The organism is Enterococcus rivorum (genome assembly GCF_001742285.1).
GTDB lineage: Bacteria > Bacillota > Bacilli > Lactobacillales > Enterococcaceae > Enterococcus_L > Enterococcus_L rivorum.
Map to the genome: position 1 here is coordinate 18,035 of NZ_MIEK01000067.1, position 17,579 is coordinate 35,613.

The window sequence follows — 17,579 nt, forward strand, 5'->3', positions numbered from 1 at the left end:
AACATGAAAAAACAGGGATTTAACTCTGTTTTTTCATGTTTTTATAGTTTATTAACAAAATAATCAAAAAGAGCTAGTTCTTTCGACGAATGCTCAAACCTAAGCTCAGGATGCCATTGCACGCCTAGCATTCTATGGCTATTTTTACTAAACTCAATACCTTCAATAATACCATCTGCTGCCCATGCTGTTGCAACTAAGTCCTTACTTAAATCTTTAATACCTTGATGATGGTAAGAGTTGACCAAGCACGTTTCACCAATGATAGTTCCTAACATACTTTTTTCTTCTATTTTAATTGTGTGGGTTGCATACTTTGGTTGAGTAGGTTGTTGGGCGTGTTTAATTTTCCATGCTGAATAGAGGGAAAGATCTTGATATAATGTACCACCAAGTGCAACATTTAATAATTGCATTCCTCTACAAATAGCAAAAATAGGTTTTTGTTGTTTCATCGCTTCCTGAATAAGTGATATTTCAAAAAGATCACGTTCTTTATTGGTTTCTCCTAATTTCGGGTGTGGTTCTTCACCGTATAAATCTGGAGCAATATCTTGACCACCAGTCAATAAAAGTTTGTCTACAATAGAAATATATTTTTCAGCAGAATGAGGATCGTTAATTGGAATTACTAGTGGCGTTCCTCCAGCTTCCTTGATTGCTGAAACAGTTCCTTGTGGTGTATAGGTAACAGGTTCTCCATAAAATGCTTCTACAGAGTGGGAAAGTTTATTTCCAGAAATACCTATTATTGGCTTATTCATAGTATCACATCCTAATCAATCTTTTTTTACTTAGTGTATCACTCGTTTGGAGAAAAAGCAGAAGGTATGCCTTAAGAGTAAAAAAACTGTTTATTGAAACTGGACTCGTTCAATAAACAGTGAGCATTAAATTTACTAACGTGATCTAATTACTTCGATTTTATAACCATCTGGATCAGTTATAAAATAATAAGAAGGAGGGGTGCCAGGTAAACCTTTCATATCAGTTACATTGAAACCAGCTTCTTTTTGCTTTGCATGAAGTTCTTCGATAGTATCAGAACTAATTGCGATATGACCATATCCATTTCCTAAATCATAGCCCTCATGATCATAGTTATACGTTAATTCTAATTCATAATCATCACCAGGTAAGGTTAAATAAACTAAAGTAAATTTGTGCTCTGGAAAATCACGACGGCGACTTTCTTGAAAATCAAATGCTTTCAGATAAAAATCTAAAGATGCATCTAAATTTTTTACACGAACACAAGTGTGAGCCATTTTCATATAAACAAACTCCCTTTCAATAAGCAATTATTTAATACTATAAACATAGTAGCATAAGAATAGCTAGATTTGTTTGGAAAATGCTTAGCTTCTACTTGTTGATTAGAAAGTTCTAATGTAAACTATTAATAAATGAAGAGGGAGCTGTGGGCATGAATATTCCGACATTCGGTGAAAAAACAAAGAACTTAAACTATAAAAAGAGAATCGGTGCATATATTATTGTATCAAAAAATAATCATAATGAAATTGTCCTAGTTCAGGCACCTAATGGGGCTTATTTTTTACCAGGTGGAGAGATCGAAGCAGGTGAAACGCGTGAAGAAGCGATTGATCGTGAGATGATAGAGGAACTCGGTGTTGAAGTTACGATTGGAGAATACCTAGGACAAGCAGACGAATATTTTCATTCTCGTCACAGACAGAGCGATTACTATAATCCGGGTTACTTTTTTGTGGCAGATGATTGGAAGCAAATTTGTGAACCATTAGAAAAAACAAACACCTTAAAATGGGTTTCGGTTAATGATGGAATTGAACTATTAAAGAGGGGCAGCCATAAATGGGCGGTTAAACAATGGAAAGCTAAGAAAAATTAAAAACGAAAAAGGTATTGGCCTATTGAACCAGTACCTTTTTCGTTTTTTTAATCCAATAATATATTATCCTAATACATATTTTTCAATAACATTTGCAACGCCGTCTTCATCGTGACTAGTAGTATGGACATCTGCAGCGAGTTTAACAGAGTCAGTGGCATTTCCCATAGCTACGCCAATTCCAGCGTAATCAATCATCGATAAGTCGTTTTCATTATCACCAATAGCCATTGTTTCTTCTTGGGCAATTCCTAAGTGTTTAGCCAGTTCTTTTAAAGCGATTCCTTTGCTGGCATTTCTATTTAATATCTCATAATAAAATTCAGTGCTTTTAACAGTTGTAAATTTTTCCTTAAAACTTTCTGGAATTTTATCAATCGCCTGATCTAAGATACTAGGCTCATCAATCATCATCATTTTTATAATGTTAAGATCCGGTGTCATTTCTTCAACCGTTCGATATTTCAAAGGCATATTTACCAAAAATGCTTCATGGACAGTAAAATTGCTAATATCTCTGTTAGCTGTGTAAATAGTTGTATCATCAATTGTATGAAGGTGACTGCCCACTTTACGAGACATGAGTTCAATCTCAAGAAAGTCATCATAACTTAATGTATGTTGAGAAATAATTTCTTTTGATTTGGTTGCTTGAACTAACGCCCCATTATAAGTAATCACATAATCATTTTCTCCAAATAAGTTTAATTCCTTCAATTGATCTTGGACCCCTGGAAGAGGGCGACCAGTACATAAAACAATGCTAATTCCTTTGGCATTCGCTGATTGTAAGGCGTTCTTCACTCTAGGTGTGATTTTCCTATCTGAGTTAAGTAATGTTCCGTCAATATCAATTGCAACTAATTTAATAGACATGTGGTCCTCCTAAAATTTAATTTGTACTTGTTTTTGCTTATCCAGCTATAGTTTATCGAAAGTAGACTGTTTTGTATACTAAGAAATTATTTTATAGCCTTTCCATCAACAAGTGCCCCATTATGAATGTACGTAGAAAATTCTTGATAGGTATCGTCAAACAAATCATAATGATTTTCTTGAATATGGGTCAACATTTCTTTTGGAAAATAGAATCGTTCATCTCTATGTGTCTGTCCTGCTAATGCAGCTACGAGATTGCTTATTTTCGATAGTTCAATAAGCGTTCCATCTTTTTGAGTAATCTCAATTTGGGTACGGTGACTTCCTTTTTCAGGACGATAAAAGTCATAGGGAAGATCGTAACTGGAATTAATGGCAGTGTAGTATTTTGGATTAAATCCGACTTTTTCAATAAGCTTTTTCAAATGTTCGATAATCTGGGTATCTTTTTGACCAGAAAAAGTAGCGGATTTAAAAGGTTTTCTCATTAAAAAACGCTTCGCTAAATCACTAACTATCGGGTCTGGTAAACTAGTCCATTGTGTAAAATAAGTACTCAATACACCGTCATCAAGCTTTAAATACTCTTGTAAAGAATAGTTTCCTTTGAAAAAAGGAACTAACAATTGTGAACTGAGCTGGTAATCTTCTGGTTGTTCAGCATAGAGTTCTTTAGCACGGTGAAGCAGGTGATCTAGAATAACTTCCATTCCTCTAGAAACGGGATGAAAATAGACTTGGACATACATTTGATAGCGACTCACAATGTAGTCTTCAACTGCATGCATACCATTCATCGCATAAGCTAAGCCATCTTTATATGGTCGAATGACTCGTAATATTCTAGTTAAATCAAAAGTGCCGTATTCTGTCCCTGTAAAATAGGCATCTCTTAATAAGTAATCCATACGATCGGCATCGATTTGACTTGAAATCATTTGAACTACTTGCTGATTTGGGTATTCTTTTGTAATTACGCTGGCGACTTTTTCTGGAAAATCAGCTGAAACCCGATTTAGAATTTGAAAAACTTCTGTTTCAGGGGAGGTAATAATTTCTACAGTGATGGCTTCGTGGTCAGTGTTAAAAATGTGCTCAAAAGTATGAGAATAGGGTCCGTGACCGACATCATGGAGTAAAGCAGCACATAATGTAACTAGCCGTTCGTTATCGTTCCAACCATCCTCGCCTAAATGTTCACTAGAATAATTTCGTTGAAAAATATCACAGATGCGACGCGTGATTTCATAAACTCCTAAAGAATGGGAGAAACGGCTATGTTCAGCTCCGTGAAAAGTAAAGGAAGAGGTGCCTAATTGTTTAATTCGTCTAAGTCTTTGTACTTCAGCCGAGTTAATCAAGTCTAGAATCACTTGATGCTGGACATGAATATAGTTATGGACTGGGTCGCGAAATACTTTTTCTATAGGGAGTACTTGATTTTTATAAGGGATTGTCATTGGCTCACTCCTCTAAATTTAATACATTATTTCTTTCTTTCATTTTAACAAGTTGCCGATTGAAATCAGATTGAAATGCTTCAGTTTCCATGATTTTAATAAGTGAATGATCGTCTAACTTACTTGGTAAAAAGACGGAAAGTAATTGTTCTTTCACTTTATTTATTGTTAAAAGTTGTCCTGTTAATTCGTCAAGATTGGCCATCACACTTGGATTGACAGGAGGGTAGCCATTAGTACCAAAGGCATCACCGAGGCTTGCCTGATAAAATCTCCGAACACTTTCCCCACGCATTTTCTGATCGCCATTGACACTTAAATAGATCATGACAGCAATTCCATCTTTCACCCGGCGTTGAGCAATACCTGCAAATTTCTTTCCATTGATGCTTAAATCGAATGTTCCCGGACAGTATGAGTCAGTGATTTCAAAAGCATCAATAGATAAATGTTTTGTTTGGAAAGTTGATTTTAACCACGCCCACATTAAAGTATACGCATAATCAATCTCTAATTTTTTTTCTTTTAAATTGGGTAAAATTAAAGAAACGTTCAAAATTCCTTTATCTGCAATAACGCCTAAACCACCAGAATTTCGGAGTATCACAGGATAACCAGCTTGTTTTAATGCGCAGATTCCTTTATCCAAATGAGTTACTCGAGTGTCTTTCATGCCAAGAATCATTGCACGATCTAATTGCCAAAAATGAATAATTGGTTGGTTATGAACACCAGAGTATGTAGTTAGAACATCGGTTAATGCAAAAGGAGTATAGTAATCTTTAGGGGAGAGACATCCTTGATCATAAACTAGGATGTTTTTATCTGAAAAAAAGTGTTGAAACTCATTCATTTTCCTGTTCTTCCTCATCACTTTTTACTTTTGAAACGTAGTCTTTAACTTCTTTATTTAGTTGATTGTACTCACTAGTAAAACGCATTGGTTTGCTGATAATACGCATCGGCATTGAGGCTAAAAATTTGCTGAAATCCTTTCTAGCTTCTTCAGTTAATCTACCAGGTTTCGAGACTAAGCGTTCATATAAGTAGCTATAAAACTGTTCCATAGCATCAATATCAATGCTCATTTGATTATGGCATTCTTCGCACTCAATACTAGAGATTATTTCATTCATATATTGGATATCATGTAATGTTTCTTTTTGACAATGCATACAAAAAAGCATTGCTTCTTCATCGTGGAATAACATAACTAATCACCTCTTTCATCTATTATAACCAATTTATCAGAAAAATCATGCTTATCTGAGTAGAAATAGTCAATAAAATCGAAAATTTTAATGAAATAGTAAAGTTCTAAATAAATACTTGCTAATAAGTAGCGGAACGAATAAAATGTTTACATATGATTTCGGTAAGAACAAATGTAAAAGAGGTGCTATTTTGGATAAAAAGATAGATGCAAAGAATAAAATTCAATATTTAACAAAAATGTGGGAAATTCGTATTTTTGAGGAAAGTATTCAGCAATTATTTGAAGCGGGAGATTTATACGGTACAATGCACCTATGTATTGGACAAGAAGCTACCGCTGTTGGAGGGGCAGGGATTTTAAAACCTACAGATTGGATTGTTTCAACGCATCGCAATCATGGACATTGTATTGCGAAAGGAACGAATATACGTAGTATGCTAGCTGAAATGTTAGGGAAAAAGACTGGAACGAACGAAGGAAAAGGCGGCAGTATGCATATTGCCGATTTAAATGTTGGTAATTTAGGTTCTAATGGCATTGTAGGTGCGGGGTTTCCGATTGCTGCAGGAGCGGCATTAACTGCTCAAATGGAAGGGACAGATCAAGTAGTGCTTTGTTACGCAGGAGATGGAGCAACCAACGAAGGTAGCTTCCATGAAGCTCTGAATTTAGCATCTATCTGGCAATTGCCTGTTGTTTATCTTATTGAAAATAATCAATATGGAATGAGCAGTTCTATTGATAAGATGGTCAATATCCAACGGCTTTCTGAAAGAGGAACTAGTTATGGTATTGAAGGAGTTACCATTGACGGAAATGATTTAGATGAAGTGATTATGACGGTTTCTCAAGCTGTTTCAAAAGCTAGAAACGGAGGCGGACCAACTTTAATCGAAGCATTGACCTATCGATACCACGGACATTCTAAATCAGACAAATTACTCTATCGTTCAACAGATGAATGCTATTATTGGCAAGAACATAAAGACCCTATTGCGCGAGTTGAAAGACAGTTAATCGAGAACAATCTAATGACTGAAAAAGAGATTCGTCAACTGGAAAATAAGATTCGTGAAGAAATGGCTTCTATGATTTCTTCTGTAAAATTAGATGCGGAACCGTCTGAAAAAGATCTTTGGACACATGTTTACGTGGAGGATTCACTATGAGAAAAATTACCTATTTAAAAGCAATCAATGAAGCATTAGAGGAAGCTATGGCCAAAAATCCCAAGGTATTTCTTCTAGGTGAAGATATCGGGGTTTATGGTGGTGGTTTTGGTGCTACTGCAGGATTATTAGAAAAATATGGAGAAAAACGCGTTCGTGAAACACCCATTTCTGAAAGTGCAATTGCAGGGGTTTCAGTAGGTGCAGCAATGACCGGTTTACGACCAGTTATGGAGTTTCAATTTTCTGATTTTGTAACGGTTGCTATGGATCAGATTGTCAATCAAGCGGCTAAAATTCATTATATGTACAGTGGAAAAGCGAGTGTTCCTTTAGTTATGAGAACAGCTGCTGGTTCGGGAACTGGCGCTGGGGCACAACACTCTCAAAGTTTAGAAAATTGGATGGCACATATTCCAGGATTAAAAGTGATTCAACCTTCTAATGCATATGATGCAAAAGGGTTACTTCATGCGGCTATTGAAGATGAAAATCCAGTAATGTTTTATGAGCATAAATTATTGTATAAAACAGAAATGTTTGTACCAGAGACAAGCTATTCTTTACCAATAGGAGTGGCTGACATTAAGCGTACAGGGGAAGATGTAACGATTATTGCCACTGGCATTATGGTCTCAAAAGCCTTAAAAGCTGCTGAAGCATTAGCTGAAGAAGGGATATCGGTAGAGGTAGTTGACCCAAGAACATTGGTCCCTTTAGATGTCAAAACCTTACTTTCTTCAGTTGATAAAACAAAACGAGTAGTAGTAGTAACTGAATCTGTAAAAAATAGTGGCTTTGGAGCCGAAATTACCGCTGTTATTGCTGAGGACCCTATTTCATTGCAATTAAAAACGCCGATTGTTCGATTAGGTGGTGCGTTTGTTCCAATGCCAGCCCAAAAATTGTTAGAAAGTTTAGCGATTCCCCAAGTCGAAACTATTGTTCAGTCTGTAAAAAAAATGATGCTTAATGACTTAGCGAGTAATTCTTTATGAAAATTAGTGAAGATCGTCGAAAAATGTTAAAAGTAGTAACGATGTATTATGAACAAGGGCTTACACAAGCAACTATTGCAAAAAAAATTGGTGTGTCAAGACCAGTGATTTCAAAAATTTTACAACAATCTAGAGAAAATGGTATGGTAACAATTTCTATTAAAGATGAATCTGTTTATACTGTAAATCTAGGTCTTCAATTAGAAGAGAAGTACCAATTGAAAGAAGTCATCGTTGTTGCAAGCAATGACAATATACAAACTGAAAAAGCGCAAATGGAAGTTAGCAAAGCTGCCGCTTTCTACTTAGAAAATCAATTGAAACCAGCAATGTCTATTGGGCTTTCTTGGGGAACAACTTTGGCAGATATGATAGATGCTATTCCATATTCTTCTTTCCCAACCATTAATATTTGCCCATTAGTAGGTGGTGTATCCAGCGAACATCTATACTACGATACAAATCACTTAGTTTTTAGACTGTCAGAAAAATTGAATTGTCAGTGTCAGTATTTTTATGTCCCAGCTTTAGCAGAAAATAAACAATTAGCGGATACATTAAATCAGACACAACTATTAGGAAAAGCATTATCAACTGCTAAAAATGTTGACTTTGCTATTATTGGTGTTGGAAACCCTAATGAACGTTCAACTTGGCAAAAATTAGGTTATCTTGAAGCCAAAGATATCGAAATTATAAAAAAAACAGGCGTAAAAGGTGATGCAGTCGCTTCCTTATTTGACAAAAATGGACAAACAGTAAACAATGAGATCAGCGAGCGAATGCTTGGATTAAAAGTAGAAGATTTAATTAATATTCCAAATGTAATGGTTATCGGATGTGGGAAAGAAAAAGCAGAAAGCATTAAACCATTGCTTATTGGTAAAAAATGTTCTATCTTAGTTGTTGACCAATTATTGGCAGAAGGTTTATTATAATCACAAAGGAGAGATTGCTATGGATTTGACACAAGGCATTCCTGTTTCTATTCAACTTAAAACAGTTGTGAAGCAAGCTGGTGAAAAGAATGAATTCTATTTTGATGTAGCAGGACAAATTATAAAAATGGGGAACACTTTATATATTCGTTATAAAGAAGAGCAAGAAAGTGGCGAAGCAATCCCGGTAACGATTAAAGTAGAGCCAGATGGAAAGATACAATTAATCCGAGCAGGTGAGTTACGGATGCGCTTGAAATTTGGTTATCAAGAACGATTAGAAACTATCTACCGAACCCCTTACGGACTATTTCAAATTAGCACATTTTCCCATAATGTTCGATTTAGTTTGAAGGATCAACCAACGTCAGGAAGTATTCTAATCGACTATGATTTATACTCTCAAGACGAAAAAGTAGGGGAATATCACTTAGAACTCGAATTTACTGCATAATTCGTAAAGAATTAATTGATTTTTCTGTAATGTTTTTGTATGATAAAGAGTAGACTGTGAAAGGACGTGTGCCGTTTGGAAATAACTGTATTTGACGGAGTCAAAAAAGATGAATTATCCATGATAGAAGTTGCTCATGCAATTTTGGAACAACGTGAAGATGTGATGGATTTTTCTGACTTAGTAAACCAAATTCAAAATTATCTTGGAAAATCTGATAGCGAAATTCGTGATTCTTTAGCGCAATTTTATACTGACTTAAATATTGATGGGAGTTTTATCTCGTTAGGAGATAACCGTTGGGGATTACGTTCATGGTATCCAATTGACTCTATTGATGAGGAAGTAACCCAAGGATTAGATGACGAAGAAGAAGATACTCCACGTCGTAAAAAACGTAAAAAAGTTAACGCATTTATCATTGATGCAAATGATGATGACGTAATTGACTATAACGATGATGATCCTGAAGATGCTGAATTAGCAGATGATGACGACACTTTATATGAAGAAGACGACGAAGATGATGATGTAGAAATTAAAGCATATAATTCAGATCTTCAGGAAATTGGTGCGGATTCAGATGATGAAGAAGAGGAATTACCAGGTATCGAGGAAGATTTAACAATTATTGACGAAGATGATATTGATGACGAAGATGATGAATTTGAAGACGAATTGTCTGAAGACTAAATAGCATTAAGAGAAAGCACGAAGCCAAGTCTATTGGTTTCGTGCTTTTTTACGGAAGAATCAAGTGAGAAGTTTGGAACTGTAATTTATTTTTTTAAAGCCGTTTTTAATTCTAGAATAAATGAATGAGAACTAATAACATTTTTCTAAATAACTTTTATTCTTAGAAGATTAACACTTGACCTCGGGCTCATTTACTTGTATTATACTACTTGGGCACCTTTGAGAAGGTCAGAAGTTTGATGAAATTCCAGCTCCCTATTCAATTTGGATAGGGAGCTTTTCTTTTGTGTTTTCTATATTGCTAGAAGGTACATTAGAAGTTACTTACTTCTCTCTACTACACTATATTTTATATACAGAAAGGATTTTTTATATTATGACAAAATACATCTTTGTTACAGGCGGTGTTGTTTCTTCAATCGGAAAAGGGATTGTTGCAGCATCATTGGGTCGTTTGCTAAAAAATCGTGGGCTGAAAGTAACGATTCAAAAATTCGATCCATATATTAACGTGGATCCAGGTACAATGAGTCCTTACCAGCATGGAGAAGTTTTTGTCACAGATGATGGTGCCGAAACTGATTTAGATTTGGGACATTATGAACGTTTTATAGATATTAATCTAAATAAATATTCCAATGTCACAACAGGGAAAATCTATTCAGAAGTTTTACGCAAAGAACGTAAAGGAGAATATTTAGGAGCAACAGTTCAGGTTATTCCTCATATTACGAATGAAATCAAAGATAAGATTATGCGTGCAGCTAAAATGACTGACTCAGATATTATTATTACTGAAGTTGGTGGAACAGTAGGAGATATCGAATCTTTACCGTTTTTAGAAGCGTTGCGCCAAATGAAAGCAGATGTGGGAAGTGAAAATGTGATGTATATTCATACAACATTGATTCCTTATCTAAAAGCTGCTGGTGAAATGAAGACCAAACCAACACAACATAGTGTAAAAGAATTAAGAAGCTTAGGAATCCAACCAAACATCTTAGTCGTTCGTACAGAATTACCTGTTTCTCAAGGGACAAAAAATAAGTTAGCTCAATTTTGTGATGTTGCACCTGAGGCAGTTATTGAGTCACGGGATGTAGAAACCTTGTATTCTATTCCGTTAGCCTTACAAGCTCAAAATATGGATCAGATTGTCTGCGATCACCTTAAGTTAAATGTTACAGAAGCGGATATGACTGAATGGCGTGCACTTGAAGAAAAAGTCCTTAACTTAAAGAAAAAAACAAAAATTGCTTTAGTTGGAAAATATGTAGAGTTACCAGACGCGTATCTTTCAGTTGTTGAAGCATTAAAACATGCAGGCTTTGCATTTGATTCAGATATTGAGATTCAATGGGTTGATTCGCAAGAAGTGACCTATGAGAATGCTGATGAACTGTTAGGAGACGCGGATGGTATTTTAGTTCCTGGTGGTTTTGGGGATCGCGGAGTCGAAGGGAAGATTGAAGCGATTCGTTTTGCAAGAGAAAATGATGTACCATTCTTAGGTATTTGCTTAGGAATGCAGATGGCATGCGTTGAATTTGCTCGTAATGTCGTTCAACTGGAGGATGCTGGATCAGCAGAGAATAATCCTGATGTGCTAAACAATATTATTGATTTGATGTCAGATCAAGAAAATGTTGAAAATCTTGGTGGAACATTGCGTTTAGGTTTATACCCATGCAAATTGAAAAAAGGCACAGTGACAGCTTCCGCTTATGAAAATCAAGAAGTTGTACAAGAACGTCATCGTCATCGCTATGAATTTAATAATAAGTATCGTGAACTATTTGAAGATGCCGGTTTAGTCTTTTCCGGTGTTTCTCCTGATAATCGCTTAGTCGAAATTGTGGAGCTTACGGATAAGAAATTCTTTGTAGGTTGTCAATTCCATCCGGAGTTAATTTCACGTCCAAACCGCCCACAAAAATTGATTCAAGGATTTGTTGGTGCGGCATTAGACAATGCAGAAAATAGATAAAAATGAAAAAACAATCTCGATTGGAAGATTATTCGACCAATCGAGATTGTTTTTTTATGATGCCCTTTTTTTGTTTTCAGAACGGGCATTTCTATTTGATTGTTGAGCAGGTGGTATAGAATTTATCGTTCCTTCTGATGAAGGAACGGATTCTGGTGTAGGTACAGACTCTGGTGTAGGTACAGACTCTGGTGTAGGTACAGACTCTGGTGTAGAATCTATTGATTCTTGACTAGGCGGAAGTGGAGGAGTTGGGACACTCTCGACTTTACTAGTCGGTGGTGCAGACTGTGATTGCAGTGTTGACTCTTTTGTTACACTTGACGAACCATTTGTCGTGTCTTCAAATACAGGTCCTTCTTGTTGTGTAGCTCCTCTAACATATAATTCAGAACCAATTTGAACAACACTGTCAGGCATTACCCAATCGTTAGCTGAGATATTTTGAGACAAGTATGTCATCATCTCACGATAGACGTCTGTAGAAATTGACCAATTTTCATAAGGTAAGGGTCTTAAAAAGTCTTTATAGCCAGTCCAAACTGAAATAGCATAATTAGGTGTATAGCCAACGAATGTACTATCTGGAGCCACCATCGTGCTCACAGGTCCGATTTTAGCCATATCCTCCTCTGTATAATTAGAAGTTCCTGTTTTTCCTGCTTGGATTAAGCCAGGAATTTGCGCATTGATTGCTGTTCCGGTTCCAATTACATCTTTAAGCATATCGGTCATCATGTAGGCAGTAGAATCTTTAATTGCTCGACGACTTTCAGGTTTAATTTCATCAACGGAGCCGTCTTGATAGACTACTTTACTCACATAGTAGGGTTCATTATATACTCCTTCATTTGCAAAGGTAGCATAAGCACCAGCTAGTTTTAAAGAAGAAATCCCATATTTCGATCTATCTTTCTCACTTGTATTACTGGAAATTGCATTGGCATATTCCAATGTTTTATATTCAATTCCAAGGTTTTTAAGAAAGGCAGCTGAGTTATCCTTTCCAACTGCTTCAAATGTCTGAATTGCAGTGGTATTTCTTGAATGAATCAAAGCAGTTCTCATAGTGATTGCTCCCATGTATTGCAGATCTACATTTTTTACATTGATATTTGTACCAGGATATGTCGTTGGTTTATCATACATAATTTTACCTGTAGAATAGTTTAGGTTCTCAATAGCAGGACCGTAATCGGTGATTGGTTTTACTGTTGAACCGACATCTCGATTTGTTTCTACTGCTTGATTAGTACCCAATTGGACATCATCAGGAACCTTTCTTCCGCCTATTTGAGCTTTAACTTGTCCTGTTTTGACATCAATTATGGTGGAAGCAACTTGTAAATCTTCATCAGGGTACTGAACATAATCACCAGTATTGATGATATCGTAGAGTTTCTGTTGCGCAGCCATATCAAGATTTGTGTAAATATCTAAACCATCTGTGTTAACATTTTTTCCTGTTTTTTCTTCCACTTCGGCAATGACTTCTTTAATATAATTGTCAATCACTTTACGATTTGTAGAAGAATGTTGTAATGGTTGTAATCCATCATCAATAGGAGTGGCAATTGCTTGCTCATATTCACTTTTGCTAATTTTTTTATTTTCTAGCATAGTTGACAGAACTATGTCACGTCTATTTTTTGCTTGTTCAGGTTTTGCGTAAGGGTCGTAATCATTTGGTGCTTGGGGCATTCCTGCAAGTAACGCGGTTTGTGGTAAATTTAATTCAGCTAAAGGTTTTCCAAAATAACCTAGAGCAGCGGTCTCCATTCCATACAAACCATTGGCCATATAGACTTTATTAATATAATACGTAATAATCTCATCTTTTGATTTTTCTCGTTCTAATTGAACAGCCAACCAAGCTTCTTGCGCTTTCCTTTGCAAGGTTTGGTCAGATTCTTTGGTTGAAAAGTAAGATAACTTGATTAATTGCTGTGTTAAAGTACTACCACCTTGTAAACCGCCACTGCCTTTAATATTAGAAAAAGCAGAGCCTAGTATACGAACGGGATCTACTCCGATGTGTTTATAAAAACGTTTATCTTCAACAGAAACAATCGCATTTTTTAATAATTGAGGCACATCATTTGCTTGAATGATCTCTCGTTTTTCAGCTCCTAAATCTTCAATCACTTCATTGTTAGCATCATGAATTTTAGATGAAACAGTAGCCGTTAACTTTGCATCATCAAGTTTTTGGGCTTTTCTTGCATAAGACCAAAATAATCCTACACCAGCCAAAAAGGCAATACATCCTAATAAAAGCAAGACGAGAAACGTTTTTAAAACGATTCGTCTTTTTTTCTTTGGTTTTTGTTCTCCAGTAGGAGTAGAAGGAGGGATACTCCCTTTCTGTGCGTGTCTTTCTGATCGAGAACCTAGTTCTTCAGTTGACATAAATAATAACTCCTTTATCTTAAAGTGTTCTGATCACTATTCGTTAGGACTGAATGGATCGAGTTGATATGTATTGCTCTACTGCTTTCAAATAAGGGATTCGGGGAGCAATACCCAATTTTATTTCAATGCCCAACTCTTCAATAAGTGAGAGAGGCAATGATTTTCTGCCCGTTTTTTCTTGTTCTAGCCAATAACTAACTAAATCTTCTCCACTAAAAAAGAAGCAGCGGTTCAAGGAAGAGAACCAGATGAGAATAAAACAGATTCCTTTTTGAACTAAACAATTCTGAATATGTTTAATTTGATGTTGATGAAAATTTTTAAAAGGAAAGGACGTCTTGTTCTTCGTTTCTTTTGCTTCAAAATCTAAATAATAACCATTGTAAACACCGTTGTAGTCAGTAGTTGATGCTTGACGAAAATAGGCTTCCTTAATGACTGCAGCGCTTCGTCTTGGGTAATCAACTTTTACGATTTGAACTGGGGTTGGTTTTTTATGGATGACTGCTGTATTATGGTTTAAATAATAAGCATTACTTTGATTAATTTCTTCCTCAAAATCCATTCCTCGTTTACCAAACTGAGTGGGTGCTTTTTTTCCTTGTTTTTTATGGGTTATTGCTTCATGATTACTATAGGGAGTACCGTTAGGATAATGGAAAGCCATTTCTATCACGCTCCTAGCTAACATTATAACAAAAAAATGATTGGAAGGAAAAGGAAACTGGAATGGACCAAATAAAAACAATCTATGTTAGTGGATATAGAAGCTTTGAAATGGGGATTTTCAAGGAAAAAGACCCTAAAATAGAAATTATTAAAAATAGTTTAAAAAAAGAAATAATCAGTTATATTGAGATGGGGTTAGAGTGGGTACTGGTTTCTGGCAATTTAGGTGTGGAGCTTTGGGCAGCTGAAGTTGTAGGAGAACTAAAAAATGATTTTCCTGAATTGAAATTAGGCATAATTTTTCCTTTCAAAGGTTTTGGAAATAACTGGAATGAGAAAAACCAACATTCTTTGGAGAAAGTCAAAGCATTAGCAGATTATGTAAATTCTGTTAGTCATCAACCTTATCAGTCTCCAGCACAATTAAAGGGGCATACAACTTTTTTACTTGAGCATACTGGAGGAAGTTTGCTTGTCTATGATAAAGATTATGAAGGAAAAACATTGTTCTTTTTAAGAGAAGCAGAAAGGTTTTCTGAAAGGTTTTCATATGATATTCGGTTGATTACAATGGATGATTTACAAAACTCTATAGAATAATATAGAATCTGTTTGATTTTCTGTTGATTTTCCTATAGAATAATGATGTCGAACTATGAATTTTTTTTGACCGTATGAATAAATTAATGAGGTGTAAAAAAATGGCAAACTTAGTATACAGTCCTAAAGATATTTTACAAAAAGAGTTTAAGACCAAAATGCGTGGATATGATCCAGAGGAAGTTGACGAATTTTTAGATAACGTAATTAAAGATTATGAAGCGTACAATAAAGAATTATTGATTTTACAAGAAGAGAATAATCGTTTGCTTGCTAAAATGGATCAAATGGCTAAAGTACAACAAGCAATGCCTCGTGGTGGAGCACAAGAAGTTCCTAAGAGCACTGCTGTGACAAACTTTGATATTTTGAAACGTTTATCTAATTTAGAACGAGAAGTTTTTGGTAAAAAATTGGATGACACACCCTCTGTAAGCACAAGTCATGTAGCAAGTCGTTACAGCTCAGAGATTGACAACTCTGAAACGCGTCAATTTTAATAGTTGTGTTTTAAGAAATAGAAATGAATGAACCATTTGTAATTTTCGGGTGATCGCGGTCTGAGTTTTCAGACTGAGGAAAGTCCATGCTCGCACAGGCTGAGATGCCTGTAGTGTTCGTGCTTAGCGAAAACATAAGCTAAGGTACTGGAAATAGTGAATCGACTTTCTTTAGAAGATTGTTGTATTGCTATTTAAAGTAACGGCAGGAAAAATGACTAAGGTTTCGGCTATGTCAGAGTACCCTTGAAAGTGCCACAGTGACGAAGCAATTTGGGAAACTGGATTGGTGGAACGCGGTAAACCCCTCGAGCGAGCAACCCAAACTATGGTAGGGGCGCTCTTCTAAAGGAAATGAACGAGTAGAAGAGGCAGAGTAATCTGCAGATAGATGATGACCATCAACTTTTTTTCCTGAGAAAAGGTTGATACAGAACATGGCTTATAGAAAATTACAGTATCAGGATAACCTTCCAACAATGTTGTGAAGGCTTTTTTTAAACTATCGGCAGATAAGAATATAAAATAAATGACACCACGCTAAAGAGGAGAAAATATGAGTAAAGAAAGAACATTTAAGCTAGTCGCAACAGCAGCCAGTGGATTAGAAGCATTGGTTGGAAAAGAACTTCGTGATTTAGGAATTCCTTGTCAAGTTGAGAACGGAAAAGCACTTTTCGAAGGAACGATGGAAACCATTGCTACAGCAAACTTGTGGTTAAGAACAGCGGACAGAATCAAAATTATTGTTGGTGAATTTGATGCTTTTAGCTTTGATGAGCTATTTGAAAAAGTAAAAGCTCTGCCTTGGGAAGATTATTTACCGATGGATGCAGAATTTCCCGTTGCTGGTAAATCTATCAAATCAAAATTGTACAGTACACCAGATTGCCAAGCAATTACGAAAAAAGCAATTGTCAATCGTTTAAGAGAAATCTATCATCGTCCAGCAACGGTTCCTTTAACAGAGTCAGGTGCTTTTTTTCAACTAGAAGTAGCATTGCTTAAAGATCATGTTACTCTAACTATTGATACGACAGGACCTAGTTTATTCAAACGCGGGTATCGAATTGATAAAGGTGGGGCTCCATTAAAAGAAAATATGGCAGCTGCACTCGTAGCCCTTACTAATTGGCGTAAGGATCGTCCATTTTATGACCCTGTATGCGGTTCTGGAACCATCTGTATAGAAGCAGCTTTAATTGGTCATAATATTGCACCAGGCTTCAATAGAGAGTTTGTCTGTGAAACGTGGGATTGGTTTGATGAAGCGATTTTTGAAAAAGTTCGTGAAGAAGCTGAAGCGAAAGCGGATTACGATATCGAATTAGATATTATGGGTTCTGATATTAATGGGAAAATGATTGAAATTGCCAAAGCGAATGCTGAAGAAATTGGTTTAGGTGATTCTATTACTTTTAAACAATTAGCTCTAAAAGACTTTACTACTGATAAAGAATATGGCGTAATGGTTGCTAATCCACCTTATGGAGAACGTCTTGGGGAAGAGGAAACGGTTCGTAAACTTTATAAAGAGATGGGAGCTGTTTTCCGACCTCTAAAAACATGGAGTAAATACATTTTAACTAGTGATTTAGATTTTGAAATATATTATGGGGTTCGAGCTACAAAAAAACGTAAACTATATAATGGTGCATTACGAACAGATTTATTCCAATATTGGGGAGAGCGTCCACCTAGAAAGCCAAAAGAAGAGTAAAGGGGCAC

Annotated in this window: 18 protein-coding genes and 1 other RNA gene; 11 read left to right on the plus strand and 8 right to left on the minus strand. The window is 35.8% G+C overall.

All coding sequences use genetic code 11. The features are described from left to right. Positions 1 to 41 precede the first annotated feature (41 nt). Together BCR26_RS15995 and gloA are read right to left on the minus strand one after the other, a co-directional pair. On the minus strand, positions 42 to 764 hold the full coding sequence (locus BCR26_RS15995; RefSeq protein ID WP_069699956.1) for a gamma-glutamyl-gamma-aminobutyrate hydrolase family protein: 723 nt from the start codon (positions 762 to 764) through the stop codon (positions 42 to 44). A gap of 135 nt (positions 765 to 899) precedes the next feature. Then, positions 900 to 1,274, minus strand: a complete 375-nt coding sequence (gene gloA, locus BCR26_RS16000; protein WP_069699957.1) for a lactoylglutathione lyase — start codon at positions 1,272 to 1,274, stop codon at positions 900 to 902. A gap of 152 nt (positions 1,275 to 1,426) precedes the next feature. On the opposite strand from gloA, the gene BCR26_RS16005 reads away from it, so the two are divergent. Beyond that, positions 1,427 to 1,873 (plus strand): NUDIX hydrolase, encoded by a 447-nt coding sequence (locus BCR26_RS16005; protein ID WP_069699958.1) that lies wholly within the window; start codon positions 1,427 to 1,429, stop codon positions 1,871 to 1,873. A 63-nt stretch (positions 1,874 to 1,936) separates the two neighbouring features. Here the strand turns inward: BCR26_RS16005 and yidA are convergent, their stop codons facing one another. The 4 genes from yidA to BCR26_RS16025 form a co-directional block, all read right to left on the minus strand. Next, entirely contained in the window at positions 1,937 to 2,749 is an 813-nt protein-coding gene (gene yidA / locus BCR26_RS16010; RefSeq protein WP_069699959.1) for a sugar-phosphatase, read from the minus strand. An 86-nt stretch (positions 2,750 to 2,835) separates the two neighbouring features. Further along, on the minus strand, positions 2,836 to 4,212 hold the full coding sequence (locus BCR26_RS16015) for an HD domain-containing protein (protein WP_069699960.1): 1,377 nt from the start codon (positions 4,210 to 4,212) through the stop codon (positions 2,836 to 2,838). A 4-nt stretch (positions 4,213 to 4,216) separates the two neighbouring features. Then, the gene (locus BCR26_RS16020) at positions 4,217 to 5,065 is read right to left on the minus strand and encodes a lipoate--protein ligase family protein (RefSeq protein WP_069699961.1); all 849 of its coding nucleotides are present in this window, start codon (positions 5,063 to 5,065) and stop codon (positions 4,217 to 4,219) included. Then, on the minus strand, positions 5,058 to 5,423 hold the full coding sequence (locus tag BCR26_RS16025; protein WP_069699962.1) for a hypothetical protein: 366 nt from the start codon (positions 5,421 to 5,423) through the stop codon (positions 5,058 to 5,060). The genes BCR26_RS16020 and BCR26_RS16025 overlap by 8 nt, the downstream gene beginning before the upstream one ends. A gap of 193 nt (positions 5,424 to 5,616) precedes the next feature. On the opposite strand from BCR26_RS16025, the gene BCR26_RS16030 reads away from it, so the two are divergent. From BCR26_RS16030 to BCR26_RS16055, 6 genes are all read left to right on the plus strand, one after another. Continuing rightward, positions 5,617 to 6,597, plus strand: a complete 981-nt coding sequence (locus tag BCR26_RS16030) for a thiamine pyrophosphate-dependent dehydrogenase E1 component subunit alpha (protein ID WP_379962672.1) — start codon at positions 5,617 to 5,619, stop codon at positions 6,595 to 6,597. After that, positions 6,594 to 7,595 (plus strand): alpha-ketoacid dehydrogenase subunit beta, encoded by a 1,002-nt coding sequence (locus tag BCR26_RS16035; protein ID WP_069699963.1) that lies wholly within the window; start codon positions 6,594 to 6,596, stop codon positions 7,593 to 7,595. The genes BCR26_RS16030 and BCR26_RS16035 overlap by 4 nt, the downstream gene beginning before the upstream one ends. Next, positions 7,592 to 8,533: a sugar-binding transcriptional regulator gene (locus tag BCR26_RS16040; RefSeq protein ID WP_069699964.1), complete on the plus strand. Its 942-nt coding sequence runs from the start codon at positions 7,592 to 7,594 to the stop codon at positions 8,531 to 8,533. Before BCR26_RS16035 ends, BCR26_RS16040 begins: the two co-directional genes overlap by 4 nt. 19 nt (positions 8,534 to 8,552) lie before the next feature. Beyond that, positions 8,553 to 8,987 (plus strand): YwiB family protein, encoded by a 435-nt coding sequence (locus tag BCR26_RS16045; RefSeq protein ID WP_069699965.1) that lies wholly within the window; start codon positions 8,553 to 8,555, stop codon positions 8,985 to 8,987. Between the two features lie 75 nt (positions 8,988 to 9,062). Beyond that, positions 9,063 to 9,680, plus strand: coding sequence for a DNA-directed RNA polymerase subunit delta (gene rpoE, locus BCR26_RS16050; RefSeq protein WP_069699966.1), 618 nt, complete (start codon positions 9,063 to 9,065; stop codon positions 9,678 to 9,680). 379 nt (positions 9,681 to 10,059) lie between these two features. Further along, entirely contained in the window at positions 10,060 to 11,670 is a 1,611-nt protein-coding gene (locus tag BCR26_RS16055; protein WP_069700071.1) for a CTP synthase, read from the plus strand. 54 nt (positions 11,671 to 11,724) lie between these two features. On the opposite strand, the gene BCR26_RS16060 is transcribed toward BCR26_RS16055, so the two are convergent. Continuing rightward, positions 11,725 to 14,079, minus strand: coding sequence for a PBP1A family penicillin-binding protein (locus BCR26_RS16060; RefSeq protein WP_069699967.1), 2,355 nt, complete (start codon positions 14,077 to 14,079; stop codon positions 11,725 to 11,727). A gap of 43 nt (positions 14,080 to 14,122) precedes the next feature. Further along, the gene (recU, locus tag BCR26_RS16065; protein ID WP_069699968.1) at positions 14,123 to 14,749 is read right to left on the minus strand and encodes a Holliday junction resolvase RecU; all 627 of its coding nucleotides are present in this window, start codon (positions 14,747 to 14,749) and stop codon (positions 14,123 to 14,125) included. A gap of 62 nt (positions 14,750 to 14,811) precedes the next feature. On the opposite strand from recU, the gene BCR26_RS16070 reads away from it, so the two are divergent. From BCR26_RS16070 to BCR26_RS16085, 4 genes are all read left to right on the plus strand, one after another. Further along, positions 14,812 to 15,351, plus strand: a complete 540-nt coding sequence (locus BCR26_RS16070; RefSeq protein ID WP_069699969.1) for an SLOG family protein — start codon at positions 14,812 to 14,814, stop codon at positions 15,349 to 15,351. Between the two features lie 101 nt (positions 15,352 to 15,452). Beyond that, positions 15,453 to 15,851, plus strand: coding sequence for a cell division regulator GpsB (gpsB, locus tag BCR26_RS16075; RefSeq protein ID WP_069699970.1), 399 nt, complete (start codon positions 15,453 to 15,455; stop codon positions 15,849 to 15,851). 41 nt (positions 15,852 to 15,892) lie between these two features. Then, positions 15,893 to 16,301, plus strand: an RNA gene (rnpB, locus tag BCR26_RS16080) — RNase P RNA component class B. Between the two features lie 106 nt (positions 16,302 to 16,407). Then, on the plus strand, positions 16,408 to 17,571 hold the full coding sequence (locus tag BCR26_RS16085) for a THUMP domain-containing class I SAM-dependent RNA methyltransferase (RefSeq protein WP_069699971.1): 1,164 nt from the start codon (positions 16,408 to 16,410) through the stop codon (positions 17,569 to 17,571). Positions 17,572 to 17,579: the final 8 nt, after the last annotated feature.

Coding starts and splice junctions, on each gene's coding strand:
- BCR26_RS15995 (WP_069699956.1), bottom strand. CDS start 764: ATGAATAAGCCAATAATAGGTATTTCTGGAAATAAACTTTCCCACTCT.
- gloA (WP_069699957.1), bottom strand. CDS start 1,274: ATGAAAATGGCTCACACTTGTGTTCGTGTAAAAAATTTAGATGCATCT.
- BCR26_RS16005 (WP_069699958.1), top strand. CDS start 1,427: ATGAATATTCCGACATTCGGTGAAAAAACAAAGAACTTAAACTATAAA.
- yidA (WP_069699959.1), bottom strand. CDS start 2,749: ATGTCTATTAAATTAGTTGCAATTGATATTGACGGAACATTACTTAAC.
- BCR26_RS16015 (WP_069699960.1), bottom strand. CDS start 4,212: ATGACAATCCCTTATAAAAATCAAGTACTCCCTATAGAAAAAGTATTT.
- BCR26_RS16020 (WP_069699961.1), bottom strand. CDS start 5,065: ATGAATGAGTTTCAACACTTTTTTTCAGATAAAAACATCCTAGTTTAT.
- BCR26_RS16025 (WP_069699962.1), bottom strand. CDS start 5,423: ATGTTATTCCACGATGAAGAAGCAATGCTTTTTTGTATGCATTGTCAA.
- BCR26_RS16035 (WP_069699963.1), top strand. CDS start 6,594: ATGAGAAAAATTACCTATTTAAAAGCAATCAATGAAGCATTAGAGGAA.
- BCR26_RS16040 (WP_069699964.1), top strand. CDS start 7,592: ATGAAAATTAGTGAAGATCGTCGAAAAATGTTAAAAGTAGTAACGATG.
- BCR26_RS16045 (WP_069699965.1), top strand. CDS start 8,553: ATGGATTTGACACAAGGCATTCCTGTTTCTATTCAACTTAAAACAGTT.
- BCR26_RS16055 (WP_069700071.1), top strand. CDS start 10,060: ATGACAAAATACATCTTTGTTACAGGCGGTGTTGTTTCTTCAATCGGA.
- BCR26_RS16060 (WP_069699967.1), bottom strand. CDS start 14,079: ATGTCAACTGAAGAACTAGGTTCTCGATCAGAAAGACACGCACAGAAA.
- recU (WP_069699968.1), bottom strand. CDS start 14,749: ATGGCTTTCCATTATCCTAACGGTACTCCCTATAGTAATCATGAAGCA.
- BCR26_RS16070 (WP_069699969.1), top strand. CDS start 14,812: ATGGACCAAATAAAAACAATCTATGTTAGTGGATATAGAAGCTTTGAA.
- gpsB (WP_069699970.1), top strand. CDS start 15,453: ATGGCAAACTTAGTATACAGTCCTAAAGATATTTTACAAAAAGAGTTT.
- BCR26_RS16085 (WP_069699971.1), top strand. CDS start 16,408: ATGAGTAAAGAAAGAACATTTAAGCTAGTCGCAACAGCAGCCAGTGGA.